This window comes from Fibrella rubiginis (assembly GCF_017353185.1).
In the GTDB taxonomy this organism is placed as follows: Bacteria; Bacteroidota; Bacteroidia; order Cytophagales; family Spirosomataceae; genus Fibrella; species Fibrella rubiginis.
In genome coordinates this window covers 63,793-79,615 of the sequence record NZ_JAFMYV010000008.1, presented here as the reverse complement: position 1 = coordinate 79,615, position 15,823 = coordinate 63,793, and the positions used below count along the sequence as shown (strand labels likewise).

Below are 15,823 nucleotides of genomic sequence, written 5' to 3'. Positions count from 1 at the left end.
GGGCAATGAGTGTTGCCGGGCATAAACTCTCCTGCTTAGTGAGGCGCAATGCCCCATTTCGGTTTTGCCAATGCATACTTACATTGTCCATTATCCATTGTACATTCTTTATCCCTCTAAAAGCTCAATCTGTCCTCCAGGCGGGCAAGTGGTTTAAAATAGGGGTGCTTGGAACAGGTGTTTACAAGTTGGACTATACGTTGCTGACTCAGCTTGACCCAGCGTTTAAAACGGCTGATCCGCGGCAGTTTCGGGTGTACGGCAACGGGGGAGCCCCCTTGCCACAGGCCAATAACATCCCCCGCGCAACGGACCTAACCGAAACTGCCATTCAGGTTACTGGTGAAAGCGATGGTCGGTTTGATGCCACCGATGGGGTCTATTTCTACGCCGCCGGACCCAAAACGATTTACTTCGATAAGGTCGAAAAACGACTGCGTCACCAACTCAATCCATATTCCGACACTACGTTCTATTTCCTGACCGTCGCCGATGGTCAGGGCAAGCGCGTTGGTGTACGTGCTGTGGGTACGCCACCCAACAACCGGGTTATTAGCACCTACGACCATTACGATTTCTACGAACGCGATACAACAACACTGACCAGTTCGGGCAGGCAATGGTGGGGTGATTATTTTGGCACGTACCCACAACAGATTTTTCCGTTTACTGTGCCGGGGCGGGTGCCAGGGGCACAGAGCATCGTGACCCTGAATGTGGTAGGCGTGTCGCCGCGGAGTTCGTCGTTTTCGCTGTCGCTGAATAATGTCGATCTGGGCACGGCGAAATTTGATAGCATCAGCGCCTACGAATTCGCCCCACGCGGTTCCCTGAGGCAGATCATCAGCCGGTCGGTGTTGCCCGTCACGCCCGACGAGATGCGGTTTATGCTGACCTTCAACCGGGATGGAAATGGCGGTGGTGCAGCCTACATGGACTATTTCTCTATCCAGACTCCCCGCGAAATCCGGCAGTATGACCGGCCCGTTACTGTGCGGGGTGGGGCGGGGCAATACATAGCCAAACAGGCCACTGGTGAGCTGCAGATCTGGAACATTACCAACGTTGCCGAACCGGTTCAGCAGGCTTATACGCTGACCAATGGACAAGCCATCTGGTCGGCCCCGGACAGTTCTGCTTTTTTGTTGCACACCCTCGCTATGGCCGGTGCACCAGCATCAGTGAAGGCCGTTCCAAACCAAAATATTCATGCGGCCAGTACACCCAACCTGCTCATTATTACCCCCCAGGCATGGCTCGATCAGGCTGAGCGGCTGGCTCAGTTTCGCCGGAAAAATGATAACCTGACGGTGCTGGTAGTGACCACGGCGCAGGTATTTAATGAATTTTCGTCGGGCCAACCCGACCCTACGGCCCTACGCGATGCCTGCCGTTATTTCGACAAAAAACAGTCGGGTACGCTGCGTTACCTGCTTTTGTTTGGCGATGCAAGCTTCGACTACCGAAACAAAACCTTTTCGGTAACACCCGCCCAACTGCAAAACCTAGTACCAACCTACGAAAGCCGCGAATCGCTCGACCCGGTGCGTAGTTTCACTTCCGATGATTATTTCGGGTTTCTGCAGGACGACGCGGGCGAATGGGCCGAAAATGCTACTGGCAATCACAAACTCAACATTGGTGTGGGGCGACTGGCCGTGAAGACCCCTGCTGAGGCCCGCAACGTGGTCGACAAGCTTATTCGGTATGCGTCGGACACCCGCCTCCTGGGCGACTGGCGGACCCGCCTGATGCTCGTGGCCGACGACGGCGATGGGAATATTCACCAAAACGATGCCGATCAGTTGGCCAGTTTTGTGGAGCGTCGCCATCCCGAATTCAGGCCGCAGCGGCTCTTTCTGGATGCGTTCAAACAAGATACCATTCAACTGCCCAATCAGCCCGCCAACTACGTCAACGAACGGGCACCCGTTGTCAATCAGACCATCAATCGGGCGTTGGATGAAGGGCGACTCATTATCAATTATGCAGGGCATGGCGGCACGGTAGGCTGGGCGCAGGAGCAGATTCTGACTGTTGGCGATATCCTGACGTGGAAAAATACCCGGATGCCGCTCTTCGTTACTGCCACCTGTCAGTTCGGGCGCTACGATGACCCCAACGTGGTATCGGGAGCCGAGTTGGCACAACTGGACCGGGGTGGGGCCATTGGGTTGCTCACCACCGCCCGCCCGGTATATGCAAACACCAACTTCCTGCTCAACACAGCCTTTTATGGAGCCATTTTTAAAGCCGTCGAAGGCAAAATTTCCCGCTTGGGCGATGTGATGCGGGAGACCAAGAACAACAGTTTCAGCGACGTCCTGAATCGTAATTTTACTCTTCTCGGCGACCCATCTATGGCTATGGCTGCCCCCCGGCTATCGGTGGTATTTACCCAACTAAACGGTCAGACCACCCCCGCCGTTCGGCTCGACACGCTGCGGGCTGACCAGTTGACAAAACTGAAAATAGACACCCTGCGGGGCGGGCAACGCGTAACCTTTTCGGGTGAAGTCCGGGGAGTAAACGCAAATCAGCCGCTAACTGATTTCAACGGGACGGTGCGCGTAGTGGTGTATGACAAGCCACTGAACCTGCTTACGCGGGGCACCGAACGCACCAACCCGTTTCCGTATCGGGCTTATGAAAGCGTGCTCTACGCTGGAAATGCCACGGTGCAGCAGGGGCGTTTTTCGGTGGCCTTCACCGTGCCCAATGACGTAAACCCAGCGGTTGGTTTTGGGCGAGTGTATGCTTATGCTGTTCGGGGCGACAGTACCGCCGATGCCTTTGGGGGTTACCAGAGCCTTGTTTTGGGCGGGAAAAGCACGGTTGTTACCGATACGCGTCCACCTAGTTTAACGCTCTCGCTGGTGGGTATCGACCCCGCTGCCACCCAACCTGTGGTGCCTGGTCCGGTGGTAAACGTGCGTATTCAGGTGGCCGACGATACGGGTGTGAACCTGACCCAGACTACGGCCAACCACGGCCCCACGCTTCAGCTAGACAACAATACGCCCGTCCGGATCGCCGATTATTTTAGTGGTACGGCCGACGGTCGGGGCGGGGAGTTTGTTTTTCCGGTGCGTGATCTGGTGCCGGGCAGCTATGCAGTGCGGGTGCGGGTATTCGATCTTAACAATAATCCTGCTGATGCTACGTTGGCATTTAAGGTATCTGATCAGCCTCCCATGAGCCTTCTAAACCTCACGGCGGTGCCTAATCCGATGCAGGAACAGAGTCAATGGCAGTTTTCGCATAATCGCACGGGCCAGAACCTGACGCTTAACTGGCAACTGCTCGACCTGAAAGGGCGTATATTGACTGAGCGGCAGCAAACCTGCTACGACTGTCCCGGCACGGTTAATGTCGATGGTTGGAACAGCGCACAATCGCCAATGCCAGCTGGAATGTACCTTCTGCGCCTTCGGGCCAGAATTGACGAAACCGCTGAACAGGCTACGGCCACGAGTCGAGTGCTTAAAGTAGACTAAACGTTTTTTCTATACACCAGAAACCTTGTACTTTTGACGGTCGCAGCAACAGGTCTCATCGGCCTAGCTATTGATCGACAACTAGAACTGACTCTATGAAGCGTATCTTTTCCTGCCTTTTGCTCGGTGCAGGCTACTTTATTCTTACCACAACCGCATTGGCCCAAACAAATTTGTCTGGACAGCCCCTGCGGGTGCCCAACTCGGCGGTTCCTTTTCTGAACTTCACACCTGATGCCCGTTCGGGGGCTCTGGGCGACGCTGGTGTGGCCCTCGACAATGCTGATGCCAACTCCATTTTCTGGAATCCATCGAAATTGGTATATGCCAAGCAGGATGCTGGCGCGTCGATTTCGTACACTCCCTGGCTCCGCGATCTGATCGGCGACATGTATTACGGGTATTTCTCAGGGTATAAAAAACTGGGTAAAGACCAGGCTATCGGCCTCTCGTTGCTCTATTTTGATCTGGGTACCATCAACTTCACTACCTCACAGGGGGTTTCAGCGGGTTCGTTCAATTCGCGGGAGTATGCGCTTACGGCCACCTATTCGCGTCGGCTGGCCAAAAATTTCTCGATGGGCGTAAACCTGAAGTACCTGAACTCGAATCTGGGCGCGGGTACGTTCGTCAACGGTACACCCATTGAAGCAGGTTCGACTGCTGCTGCCGACATCAGCGCCTATTACAACAACTCAACCCGCGATGCCGTCACGGGTAAAGGCATCAGCTGGGCCTATGGCCTGATGATCTCCAACCTGGGCGGGCGTATCAACTACGGTAGTAAAGAATTATACTATATCCCAACGAACTTCCGCCTCGGTGGTTTATTCACCTACCACGCTGACACGTACAACAAGTTCAACTTTGTGCTTGACCTGAATAAGCTGATGGTGCCAACGCCACCAATTTATGGGACTCCAGTTGGCGGTGTTGCCCCTATTATCAGTGGCCAAAACCCCAACCGTCCCTACTTTAGCGCCGTCTTCGGTTCCTTCGCCGACGCCCCGGGCGGCTTTGCAGAAGAGCTGAAAGAGATAACCATCTCAACCGGTGCTGAATACTGGTACAACGATCAGTTTGCGGCCCGCGTGGGTTACTTCGGCGAATCGCTTGAAAAAGGAGGTCGTCAATACATGACGGCGGGTATTGGTGCTCGTTTGTCTACATTGGGCGTCGATTTCTCGTATCTGTTGCCTGTTCGGTCGGGTAGCCCGCTGGCTAACACGCTCCGGCTGTCATTACTATTCAATTTTAATAAAGGGCAACGGGTGGCAGAAGACGCCGAAACTGCTGACAACGACAACTAGTGAACCTTACCTCATAAATGGCACCGGCAGCTCATGCAAATGGGTTGCCGTTTTTTTTAGGAAAAATTCATCGTTTTCAGTTCACCATTTTCAGTTGCTCGGCGAGAGTAATCTGGATGCGAAACAACTTAAAACGGTGAACTGAAAACTGTAGACTGACCATGCTTCTAGATCGCACACAAGCTCCTGATTATCAACTTGTAAATGACGCCAGGCTGGTTGCTGTGAAAACGCAGAAACTTGACAACGGTGCCCCTTTGTACCTGATCGCCTTTGATCAGCAACCCGTTATGCGGGTAGAAGTAAATTTCGACGCGGGATCGTGGTTTGAACCAGATGATCAGGCCGGAGCCGCCTTTTTTGCCTGGAAAATGCTGTCAGAAGGTACCCGTAGCCGTACCTCGGCGCAGATCAGTGAAGCCTTCGACCAGTACGGTGCGTTTCTGGAACTCAACAACGGCTTCGACCGGGGGAGCCTGGTGGTGTACTGCCAGCCAAAACACCTGCACAAGGTGTTGCCCCTACTTGCCGAATTACTCACCGAAGCGGTCTATCCCGAAAAGGAATTCGATGATCTGAAAACAATGACTTTGCAGAACCTGAAGGTCAACTTCGAGAAAACGAGCCACGTAGCGTCGGTGCGTTTCCGCGAAAAACTGTTCAGCCGGGCGCATCCGTATGGGCGCAGTCAACAGCCCGACAGCGTAGCCAGACTCACGCCCGCCGACGCCCAGCATTTCTACGAGCGGCGCATCCAACTGCAACCGTTCCGGGTTCTGCTGGCCGGCCAGGTGGGCATTACCGAAGTAGCCCTGGTGAACCAATACCTTGGCGCACTGCCTGTTGGTCCGCCCGGTACCGAGGCTATGCCAACGCCAACGATCACCACTGATCCCACACCCGAACTGATCGAGAAAGCCGGGAGCCTGCAATCATCCATCCGGATGGGGCGCACGTTGTTTAAACGTAACCATCCCGATTTTCATAAGGTGCTGGTGATGAACGAAGTGTTTGGTGGCTATTTCGGGTCGCGGCTGATGAAAAACATCCGGGAGCAAAAAGGCTATACGTACGGAATCTCGTCGAACGTGGGTGCTTTTCGCGAAGCAGGGCAGTTTATGATTGGAACGGATGTGAAGCGTGAATTCACCCAGCAAACCATTGATGAAATCTGGAAAGAGATACGTCTGCTACAAACAGAACCCGTAGGCGACGACGAACTGATGACGGTGAAGAACTATATGGCCGGTGAGTTTGTGGGGTCGCTGAACACGCCATTTGAGATTGCCGATCGCTACAAATTAATCCTGCTGGATGGACTCCCTGCCGATTTCCTGAGCCACTACATTGCCCGGATCCGGGCTGTAACTGCCAGCGATGTGCAACAAATGGCCCAAACGTATCTGGCCGAAGGGAGCCTGATTGAAGTGGTTGTGGGCAGTAAATAGCCTACTTGTCTAGTTAGGTAACCAAATGGTCAATAGATGGAATTAATAGGACAATAGTTGCTTCTTGCCTATTTTTGAGGCATTACACCACCCATACTGTTGAACCGTTTTCCCTGTTTGCTTCTCGAATGACCTTGCTTTTTTGCGTCGCGCTGTTGCTTGCCTACCTGCTGGGGTCCATACCTACGGCGGTTTGGTATGGCAGAACCTTCTTCAACATCGATATTCGGCAGCACGGGAGTGGCAATGCGGGTGCTACAAATACCTTCCGCGTGTTGGGCAAACGGGCGGGCACAATTGTCATGCTCGTCGACGTATTAAAGGGGTTTGGGGCAGCGTCGCTGACGTTTTTGCTGCGCCGCGAAGGCACAATGACAGAAACAGAATTGCTGGCATGTGCGCTCATTTTCGGGTTTGTGGCCGTACTGGGGCATCTTTACCCTGTCTTCGCCAATTTCCGGGGGGGCAAGGGCGTGGCTACCTTACTGGGTATGGTGCTGGCTATCCGCCCCGACGTAGCAGCCGTTTGCATTGGGGTCTGGCTGCTGGTTGTTATCGCCTCGCAGTATGTGTCGCTGGGGTCGCTGCTGGCGGCGTTGGCGTTTCCGGTATTGCTGCTGCTGCGCGTATTTGGCCAACCCGAAAACCCACTGCTGATTGGTTTCGGCTTTCTGGTATTTTTGATGGTAGTTATCACCCACAAAAAGAACATCGGTCGCCTGCTTCAGGGCAATGAGAGCCGCACGGTACTAATCAAGATGAAGAAAACCAAATAGACGTTGGATGCCGGACATCGGATACTGGACAAGGACTAGTATCAAACGTCCGGCATCCAGCGTTCCTTCTTATGCTCGCAACCTATCTCTCCGATAATAAGCAGCGGTTTCTGGACGAACTGCTGGATCTGATTCGCATTCCGTCGGTATCAGCTGATGCTAAATTTGATGCCGACGTGCGCCGCGCTGCCGAGTTTGTACGCGATCGCCTGGCCGACGCCGGACTGGACAATGCCGAGGTAATCGACACGGCGGGACACCCCATAGTTTTCGCCGAAAAACTTATTGACCCGGCCAAGCCAACGGTGCTGGTATATGGTCATTACGACGTGCAACCGGCTGATCCTTACGAGCTTTGGCACACGCCGCCTTTTGAGCCGACCATCCGCAACGAGCGTATTTATGCCCGTGGTGCCTGCGACGACAAGGGGCAGTTTTATATGCACGTGAAGGCGCTGGAGGCTATGCTGGCTACCAACAGTCTGCCGTGTAATGTGAAAGTGATGATTGAAGGTGAAGAGGAAGTAGGCTCGGAACACCTGGGCACGTTTGTGGCTGCCAACCGCGAAAAGCTCGCCGCTGACGTGATTCTGATTTCCGACACAAGCATCATCAGCAACGAGGTGCCGTCGCTGGAAACGGGGTTGCGAGGACTTTCGTACGTGGAAGTGGAAGTAACTGGCCCCAACCGCGATTTGCATTCGGGCGTATATGGTGGAGGGGTGGCTAACCCGGCCAACGTGCTTTGCCAATTGATTGCTTCGCTGAAAGATGATCAGGGGCGCATTACCATCCCCGGCTTCTATGACAGCGTGGCCGATCTAACCGATGCCGAACGTGCCGAACTGGCCAAAGCCCCCTTCGATCTGGATGAATACAAGCGCGATTTGGGTATCGACGACGTCATGGGCGAAGCAGGCTATTCAACCAACGAACGCACCTCAATCCGGCCAACGCTCGACGTAAACGGCATTTGGGGTGGTTACACCGGCCCCGGTGCCAAGACGGTATTGCCCTCGAAAGCATCGGCCAAGATCAGTATGCGGCTAGTGCCCAACCAGACTCCCGATGAAATTACGGCGCTGTTTAAAGCGCATTTCGAGGCCATTGCTCCCAAGTCGGTACACGTAACCGTAACCCCGCATCATGGTGGGCTGCCTTATGTTACACCCACTGATTCAGTTGAGTTTGAGGCGGCAAGCCGGGCGTTTGAACAGGCCTGGGGTAAAAAACCTATACCTACGCGCGGTGGAGGCAGCATTCCCATTGTAGCTCTCTTCGAGCAGGAGTTAGGCATCAAGACGATCCTGATGGGCTTTGGCCTGGATAGCGACGCACTGCATTCGCCAAACGAAAGCTACGGCCTCTTTAACTTCTACAAAGGCATTGAAACAATTCCGTATTTCTATTCGAACTATGCGAAGATGAAGCAATAAAGGGACAGCCATTTCTCGATTAGTAAATAAAAAAGCGCTTCTGCAAGGCGCTTTTTTATTTACTAATCAAACATGTAATACACTTGGTGACTATTCGATCTGAAAAATAAGCATTTACGGATGTATTTTTCCAGTTGAAAAGTTCGTATAATTCGGTTCATTTATAAGTCGTTACAGCCTAACCATGGAGATGAACCGCCAGCAAATACCACATTTGTGGCTACTATGCCTATGGGGTTGGCTGGTGTTGCCAAACACGGTTGATGCCGAACCGCTGCTACCACCTGCCCGGTTTAGGATTGACCACATCAGCGTGGCAAACGGGCTTACACAAGGGTCGGTTTATTACATCATCGACGATTCGCGGGGGTTTATGTGGTTTGGCACTCAGGATGGCCTCAACTGCTACGATGGTCATCGGTTTCGCACCTACCGCCCAAGCGACCATCGCGCTGGCCAGATCAGGGGAGTCAACATTTTCGGTATCATTGAAGACCCCACCGGCGACTTATGGGTGGGCACTGAGGAAGGACTAAATCACTACGACCGGAAACACGACCGGTTTACCTGCTATTATGCCCGCGCGCCCAAACCCGGCGCACGCCCTACTCCTTGTCGCACGTTACCATTCTACGCCAATGCTACAGAGCTACTTTATCTCAGCGATGATGAGGGGTTGGTACGGGTCGATTTGTCCCGGCGTATGAAGCGTATACTAAACGCGTCGCTCAAACCCAAGCATGAATATGATCTGCAAAGCTCAACCGTACGTACTGCAGCAGGCGACGTTTGGTTGCACTCTCCGTCTGGACTAGTTCGCTACAATCTGGCCAGTAGACGGCTGTTTCATTATTTCAGTAACCACCCTGACAACGCGTTTGGCCCTCCCCGAACAGTATTTTCATTTCACATCGACAAAGACGATATCGCCTGGATTGGCACGGCAACGGGTCTTATTCGGTTCGACCATCGCGCTGGTGTTGCCCGGAGCTATGCTGTAGCAGGTACTACACCCATTAGCCCCATCTACAGCCTCAGCGAAGACCAGAATGAGCGGCTCTGGCTGGGTACGCAACAGCAGGGTATCCTCTATTTCGATAAACGGACCCGCCTGTTTGGCAATGCTGAGGCCTCGGTTAGTAACACTCGTCTGCTACGTTTATTTGAGATCAACAAAATTATGGTTGATCGACAGGGCCTGATCTGGGCTAACGTTGACCCCAATGGCGTTGTAAAACTGGTACCTGATGCATTTGTATTTGGTGGGGTAATGAAAGACAGCCGGGTAGATACAGACAAGAATGCCTCTCGTTTATCGAACTATACCGTACGTGGTTTTGCCGAGTATGCAGCCAATGCCTCTGATAAAGTAATGCTTCAGCCACCGTTATGGGTTGCTACTGAGCTGGGTATCAATGTAATGAACCAACAGACAGGTCAGCTAATGCGGCAGTATATGACCAACCACCCGCGTAGTCAACTGCCGATGCACAACCTGGTAAAACAACTCTACGTGGATCCTTATAACCGGATGTGGGTAGGTTCTATTGGCGGAGCTTATCTCTTTCACCCCCGTACCGATTCGTTTGAGTTGTTTCCGTTCCTGCCTGCCGGTACCACCGACGCCGATATAGCTGAAAATTATGCCCGCAACCTGGTTTCAATTAGCGCCGATACGCTGCTGGCAGCTACGGAAGACGGGATATATCAATTGAGTCTGGCCCGTCGGGGCTGGCAGAAAATGCCCTACTTAGCCAACGACAACCTGTTTGCTTTTCGTTGGGATGCGCAACGGCGGCAACTTTGGGTAGGCACCTATCTGAATGGCTTTGTTTGCTACGCCCTGCCGCCGCCGGGTTCATCGGCACCGTGGCGACGGCTGATGTCGGGTTTGCCGGGTTATACGGTGCTTCACATCCACGATGATCCTGCTCATAATGCTGTCTGGATCTCTACTGACCGTGGCCTGACCATGCTTGACCGTCGTACCAACCGATTGATAACCTACACGGAACGCGACGGGTTAGCCAACGCCTTTGTCTACGGTGTGCTGCCCGACAAGAATAATAACCTCTGGATGAGCACAAACCGGGGTATTTCCCGGTTTGACCTGGATACCCATCATTTCAAAAATTTTGACCTCAGTGACGGCCTGCAGGGCCTTGAGTTTAACGGAAACGCCTTGCTAAAAACCCGTGATGGGCTATTGCTTTTTGGTGGTGTAAATGGATACAATAGCTGCCGTCCTGAACTATACCGCAGCGTTCGGTCAAATCCACCCGTATACTTTTATAATCTACGGGTAAATGAAGAGTCCTTTCAACCCGATGCGCCCATTAGCGAGGCTAAGGAAATAGCCCTTACGAGCGCACAGAACACGTTTTCTCTTGAATTTTCGGCGGTTGATTATCAAAGCAACACACACAACCTATACGCCTACAGGCTAACGGGCTACGATACCGATTGGGTGAAAGCCGGGGAGAAAAACTACGTGCGTTATGCCAATGTACCCCCTGGCGATTATGTTCTGGAAGTGAAAGCCGCCAACAAAGACGGCCACTGGAGCAACCGTATCCAGCGGTTAGCCATTCACATCAGCCCGCCGTTCTGGCGTACATTCCCATTTCTAATCAGCCTTATTTCGGCTTTGGGTGGACTGGCTGTCTATTGGGTTCGTCACCGGGAGGATCAGTTGCGTCGGCAGCAGGCCGATCAGTTACGACTGGCATTTGATGTACAGGAACAGGCCAAGAAAGACATTGCCCGCGACCTCCATGATGAGATTGGTACCCGTCTGGCCACGTTAAAACTATACACTACGCAGTTGGCTCGCTTTGCTGGTGATGAAGAAACGCCCCGAAACTTGCGTAATGCCATCAATGGTCTTATTAATGATACCATCAGCGACGTGCGTGACCTGCTGCGTGAGTTAAACCCCCGCACATTAGCGCAATATGGCTTTGGCCCGGCGCTGGAAGAATTGTTGGAACGCATTGGGGGTACCGGTGCTATCCACACAAGTCTGGTGCTCGACGCTGCCCTCAGCCGCCTCCCCGCCGATACCGAACTGATGCTTTACCGTATTGTACAGGAGCTAATCAACAACACCTTAAAACATGCCAACGCCTCTCAGATCGACATTTCGTGCCGGTACTGGGAAGACCGAATTCAACTGACCTACGCCGACAATGGGCAGGGATTTGTCTATGAACGGGTGCGACAGGGATTGGGCATTGGTAACATCGAGTCGCGGGTGGCCATGCTGAAAGGTACCATCCAGTGGCAGGCCGCTACTGATAAGGGTACCTCGGTGTTGATTCTGGTGCCGCTACCCTACGCTGATGGTACACCCCGCCGAACGCAAACGTCGATTAAGATACCGTCCGTTTCTAATTAAAAGAGGTAAAGACGCTTGGTCTGTGTTATAGACAAAAACAGGAATAAATAAATTAATAGTTTATAACTGCGTCATTTAGCTAATTATAGCCTTACTCATCTGCGTGGTTTCTTTATTACCGTACAAAAAACTTCTGCTTGAGTATACAAATTTTTTGCAAAGCAGCCTTTAATGTGTAATCTGCCGGTGACTTCCAGACATGTTACCCGTCTCACCGAAGTTCCTAAACATAGGACTTTAACCTAATGGAAAAGACAAAGAGAAACCGTGCCAAAACCACACAGCGTATCCTCGATGCTTTCGAGGAGGTATTAGCTGAGAAGGGCCTGCAACACATTGGCGTTAACCGGGTTGCCGAACGGGCGGGCGTTAGCAAAGTGCTTATTTACCGTTATTTTGGGGGGCTGGAAGGACTAGTTGAACATTATACAAAAAGAGGTACCTTATTCCCTACGTTTACCCCTGCTGTGCTGGCGCAATTGCGCCCTGCCAACGACAGCGAATTAGGCCGTATCTGGCATCGGCAGCTTATTCAGATATTCCGTCAATTTAGGACCAGTAAGGCCGCACGGGAATTATTAAAAGCCAACACAATCAGCGATGATCCGCTGGCCGAAGCCGCGAGCAAAGCCATTGACGAGGAAACGCAGCGGCTTATTAACGAGCTTTCCTACATTGGTGGGGCCGATATACAGGCGGTGTCAGCAATTACCATATCGGCGCTATCCTATATGACTTTGTTAGCCGACAATAACCGGACGATGGTCGGTATTGATTTGCGCAGTGAAGAGGGCTGGAACCGCATTGAGCAGGGGCTTAAACTAATATATATTGCGCTTGGCCGCACAGTGGTTGATTCGAATAAGGTGCAGGTAGACCGAAAAGAAACAGCGCTGGTTGATGGGCAGTGGAAATAGCAGCGAGAAGCGAAACAAGAGGTAAGAGTCAGGAAACAAGAGGATAACACAAGCGAGTTGCTCATGCGTCATCCTCTTGTTTCGCTTCTCGCTGCTATTTTACCACCACCGTCCTCTTGTCGGTGCCAATGCCCTTGATAGTCAATGACTTCCACTTTTTAGGTAGTTTGCCTTTTAGCTGATTAATACCTGCGTCGGTGATGTCGAGACCACCAAAACCGCTAAGCACAGCTTGTAGCATCCCCCCCGCGCCAGTAGCGAAATAAGGGTTGGTTCCCCCGGCGGTTTCAGCCATCACACCAAAGGGCGGCACCTCATTCGGCTTGTAGCTACGCACAAACCACTCGTATCCTTTCTCAGCGTCGCCCAGGCGCGTGTTCAGCGTCGACAGCGTTGACCAGCCCATAGCGGGGCCATCCGGCGAGTAGCGAGGGCCGTAATAGGCCAGGTCTTTCCGAATCTGCGCCTCATTGGTAACTACCTTAAGCGGGTAGGCCAGCAGGTTCACGTCGGCCTGCTTGATTGTGACGCCGTCATAAGTGCGGTTTTCTTTGGTAGTACCGTCCGGGAAGGTCAGGATCGGGATGCCCGCTGCCACAATGTTCCACTGCGGGTCGGGGGCAAGGCCCAGTTCCTGCGCGGCTTTGGTGGCGTATTGCAACGACGTTTTAGCCATACCGTTTGTGAAGGCATTATCGTCGATGTTCTCCTGCCACTCATTCGAGCCAATTACGTTGTTGATGTGCAGTTGCCCGTCAGTACCTTTTTCCACGCGGCTTTTCCAGAAATCGGCCACCTCTTTTAGCATTGGGTAGCCACGGGTACGGAGCCAGTCTTTGTCTTTCGTGACCTGGTAATAGCTCCAGAATGACCAGCCTACGCAGCCCGTAATATGGTGCTGAAATGGACCCGTGAGTGCCCACACGGGGGTGGCCTCCTGCCCGTCGGCATCTGACTCCCAGGGAAACATAACACCCTGATAACCATGACTAAACGCGTTTTGCCGTGCCATGCTCATGCGCTCAAAACGATACTCAAGCAGTGATTTGGCTATCTCTGGTTTCAGCATCAGCAGGGGAGGGTACATCCAGAGTTCGGTATCCCAGAATACGTGCCCGTTGTAACCCAGCCCTGACAGGCCCATCGGCGACAAGCTATAGGCGGTGCCTTCCCGTGCAAACGAGTATAGGTGGTAGAGTGCCTGGCGAACTGCTCGTTGGGCGTCAGCATCACCGTCAATGATGATGTCCGACTGCCAGAGTTTATCCCATTCGGCGTTATGGCGAACCAGCAGCCGTTGGGTGCGTTCCAGAGCTGCAAAAATCGTGAGACGTTCGGCTTCGTTATGTGGGTCGGCGGTGTGGGCGGTAGAAGATACCGAACCCACTACGCTGAACTTATAAGTTTCGCCCGCCTTCAGCCGCTTTTTAAACTTGGCCAGGTGCATGTTGTAATCCCAGTCTTCGTGGATCACGTCGGGTTCCTGCCCGTGGGGTTCGTCGAAAATGAACGAGGTGGAGGCGGCTACCGTATGTTTACCCGACGGGCTTTTGGCTACCGACGTCAGCAGGCGAATGGTGACATGGGGCCGGTCGATTTCGGAGTAAAAGTTTTTGACTTCTTTTAAATTCTCCGGTGATTCAAGCACCGACATCGGAATGATTTCGCAGGCAGTTTTGGCCGTGATTTCTACCATCGTCAGGGCTGAATAAGGCAGGTGCCGCAGGGCCATAACGGTCTGTTTCACGGTCACTTTATTCTGATAGTCGAAGGTGGTGGTGAGCGCAGCCTTCTGCATATCAAGCGTTTGGCGATAGTTGCTGATGGTTTTGGGGCCAATCCGCTGTCCGTCGACGTCGAGGTTCATGTTGGCGAAGTTGAACACCTTCAGGATGTTCGACACCCGCCCGCGTCCGTATGTGTCAAAGGCCCCGTTGAGCACCACGTCTTTCACCTTCATGGGCTCGGGCGACGAGACAAGACCGATCATACCATTGGCAACGGTGATACCATAATAATTGGCCGGGTCTATATTCTGCGCCGCAATCTGCCACTCACTGGCTGGTGACGGTGACGAATTCTGCGCGGACGAAACGGGGGGTAATGCACTGGACAACAGGCCGAGCAATGCTAGTTGAGCTAAAAACAGGCTCCTCATATATGACAGGTTTTGGTCAAAATAAGGACAATATAGCAAGCCGGCCGTTGGCTAGTTCATTCCGGGCTATAGGTCAGCTGTACAATCAACCCCGACGAACCATCCTGGTTGTTGCGCTGCCAGCCCAGTGCTAGGGGAAGGCTTTTTGTTAAATAGATTTCCAGCCCTAATCCCAGTTGACCAACGTCGTGCTGCCCGGATATCCAGTCGCCAAGCAGGTGCAGTTTCTGGTAAAAAATACCCGCATCAAAGCCCGCCTGAAATCCTACCGCCTGACTGCCGCCGAGGTAGCGTACATGGCCATTGTAAATTCCCGCTGTGACCTTGTAGTGGTCATCGCGGAAAGACTTATTCAAGTTGGCGTAGACATAATGCACAAATTTTTGCTGCCCCGTCTGAGGAGTAAGGTTGAAGCCTGCCTGCCCACCCAGCCCCACATGGAAATCATGACCGAGCTTAAAAATTTTTTGCGAATTCAGCAGCAGCAGAGGTGAATAGGCGTTTTCGGTGGTCGAATCATTACGCTGAAAACTGCGCGTCTGGGGGTAATAGTCGAGGTTCAGCAGGTTAGCGCCTATTTCCCAATCCTTACCGAGCCCATAATCAACCGTAGTTAACGACCGATAAAAGTCCTGAAAGTTGAACTGCTGTTGCACCGTAAATTTATGTTTCTCTGCTACGTCCGACTCCGGAACGTTGAAATAGGACTCCTGTGCCAGAACGGGTAGACAGGTGCCTAAGGCCAATAATATGGCCGTAAAAAGTGTAAATTGATTTTTCATAACGTTGTGTAATTGTACCTGGCTACATACCAATTCCTATTAATGTTTAGGCATTAATATCATTTTAATGCATAGGGGTTTGTTTAAGTGGACCTTTGCATT

General features: G+C 52.5%; 9 protein-coding genes. 7 read left to right on the top strand and 2 right to left on the bottom strand.

The window, feature by feature from the left end:
* Positions 1-83 precede the first annotated feature (83 nt).
* The 7 genes from porU (at position 84) to J2I47_RS15960 (ending at position 12,781) form a co-directional block, all read left to right on the top strand.
* A complete protein-coding gene (gene porU, locus J2I47_RS15990; RefSeq protein ID WP_374759911.1) occupies positions 84-3,497 on the top strand; it encodes a type IX secretion system sortase PorU in 3,414 nt (1,137 codons plus the stop codon).
* 95 nt (positions 3,498-3,592) lie between these two features.
* Entirely contained in the window at positions 3,593-4,807 is a 1,215-nt protein-coding gene (gene porV, locus J2I47_RS15985; RefSeq protein WP_207365594.1) for a type IX secretion system outer membrane channel protein PorV, read from the top strand.
* Positions 4,808-4,968: 161 nt separating this feature from the next.
* Positions 4,969-6,255: a M16 family metallopeptidase gene (locus J2I47_RS15980; RefSeq protein WP_207365593.1), complete on the top strand. Its 1,287-nt coding sequence runs from the start codon at positions 4,969-4,971 to the stop codon at positions 6,253-6,255.
* 128 nt (positions 6,256-6,383) lie between these two features.
* Positions 6,384-7,031, top strand: a complete 648-nt coding sequence (gene plsY, locus J2I47_RS15975; protein WP_207365592.1) for a glycerol-3-phosphate 1-O-acyltransferase PlsY — start codon at positions 6,384-6,386, stop codon at positions 7,029-7,031.
* A 71-nt stretch (positions 7,032-7,102) separates the two neighbouring features.
* Positions 7,103-8,467, top strand: a complete 1,365-nt coding sequence (locus J2I47_RS15970) for a dipeptidase (RefSeq protein ID WP_207365591.1) — start codon at positions 7,103-7,105, stop codon at positions 8,465-8,467.
* Positions 8,468-8,657: 190 nt separating this feature from the next.
* Positions 8,658-11,864 carry a ligand-binding sensor domain-containing protein gene (locus J2I47_RS15965; protein WP_207365590.1) on the top strand — a complete coding sequence of 1,069 codons (3,207 nt, stop codon included), beginning with the start codon at positions 8,658-8,660 and terminating at the stop codon, positions 11,862-11,864.
* Positions 11,865-12,109: 245 nt separating this feature from the next.
* Complete coding sequence (locus J2I47_RS15960) at positions 12,110-12,781, top strand: TetR/AcrR family transcriptional regulator (RefSeq protein WP_207365589.1); 672 nt, start codon at positions 12,110-12,112, stop codon at positions 12,779-12,781.
* Between the two features lie 94 nt (positions 12,782-12,875).
* Here J2I47_RS15960 and J2I47_RS15955 read toward each other — a convergent pair whose 3' ends face one another.
* Positions 12,876-14,939: a kojibiose hydrolase gene (locus tag J2I47_RS15955; RefSeq protein WP_207365588.1), complete on the bottom strand. Its 2,064-nt coding sequence runs from the start codon at positions 14,937-14,939 to the stop codon at positions 12,876-12,878.
* Between the two features lie 56 nt (positions 14,940-14,995).
* Positions 14,996-15,721: a hypothetical protein gene (locus J2I47_RS15950; protein WP_229374678.1), complete on the bottom strand. Its 726-nt coding sequence runs from the start codon at positions 15,719-15,721 to the stop codon at positions 14,996-14,998.
* Between the last annotated feature and the right edge of the window lie 102 nt (positions 15,722-15,823).

Coding starts and splice junctions, on each gene's coding strand:
- J2I47_RS15955 (WP_207365588.1), bottom strand. CDS start 14,939: ATGAGGAGCCTGTTTTTAGCTCAACTAGCATTGCTCGGCCTGTTGTCC.
- J2I47_RS15980 (WP_207365593.1), top strand. CDS start 4,969: ATGCTTCTAGATCGCACACAAGCTCCTGATTATCAACTTGTAAATGAC.
- J2I47_RS15970 (WP_207365591.1), top strand. CDS start 7,103: ATGCTCGCAACCTATCTCTCCGATAATAAGCAGCGGTTTCTGGACGAA.
- plsY (WP_207365592.1), top strand. CDS start 6,384: ATGACCTTGCTTTTTTGCGTCGCGCTGTTGCTTGCCTACCTGCTGGGG.
- J2I47_RS15965 (WP_207365590.1), top strand. CDS start 8,658: ATGAACCGCCAGCAAATACCACATTTGTGGCTACTATGCCTATGGGGT.
- J2I47_RS15960 (WP_207365589.1), top strand. CDS start 12,110: ATGGAAAAGACAAAGAGAAACCGTGCCAAAACCACACAGCGTATCCTC.
- J2I47_RS15950 (WP_229374678.1), bottom strand. CDS start 15,721: ATGAAAAATCAATTTACACTTTTTACGGCCATATTATTGGCCTTAGGC.
- porV (WP_207365594.1), top strand. CDS start 3,593: ATGAAGCGTATCTTTTCCTGCCTTTTGCTCGGTGCAGGCTACTTTATT.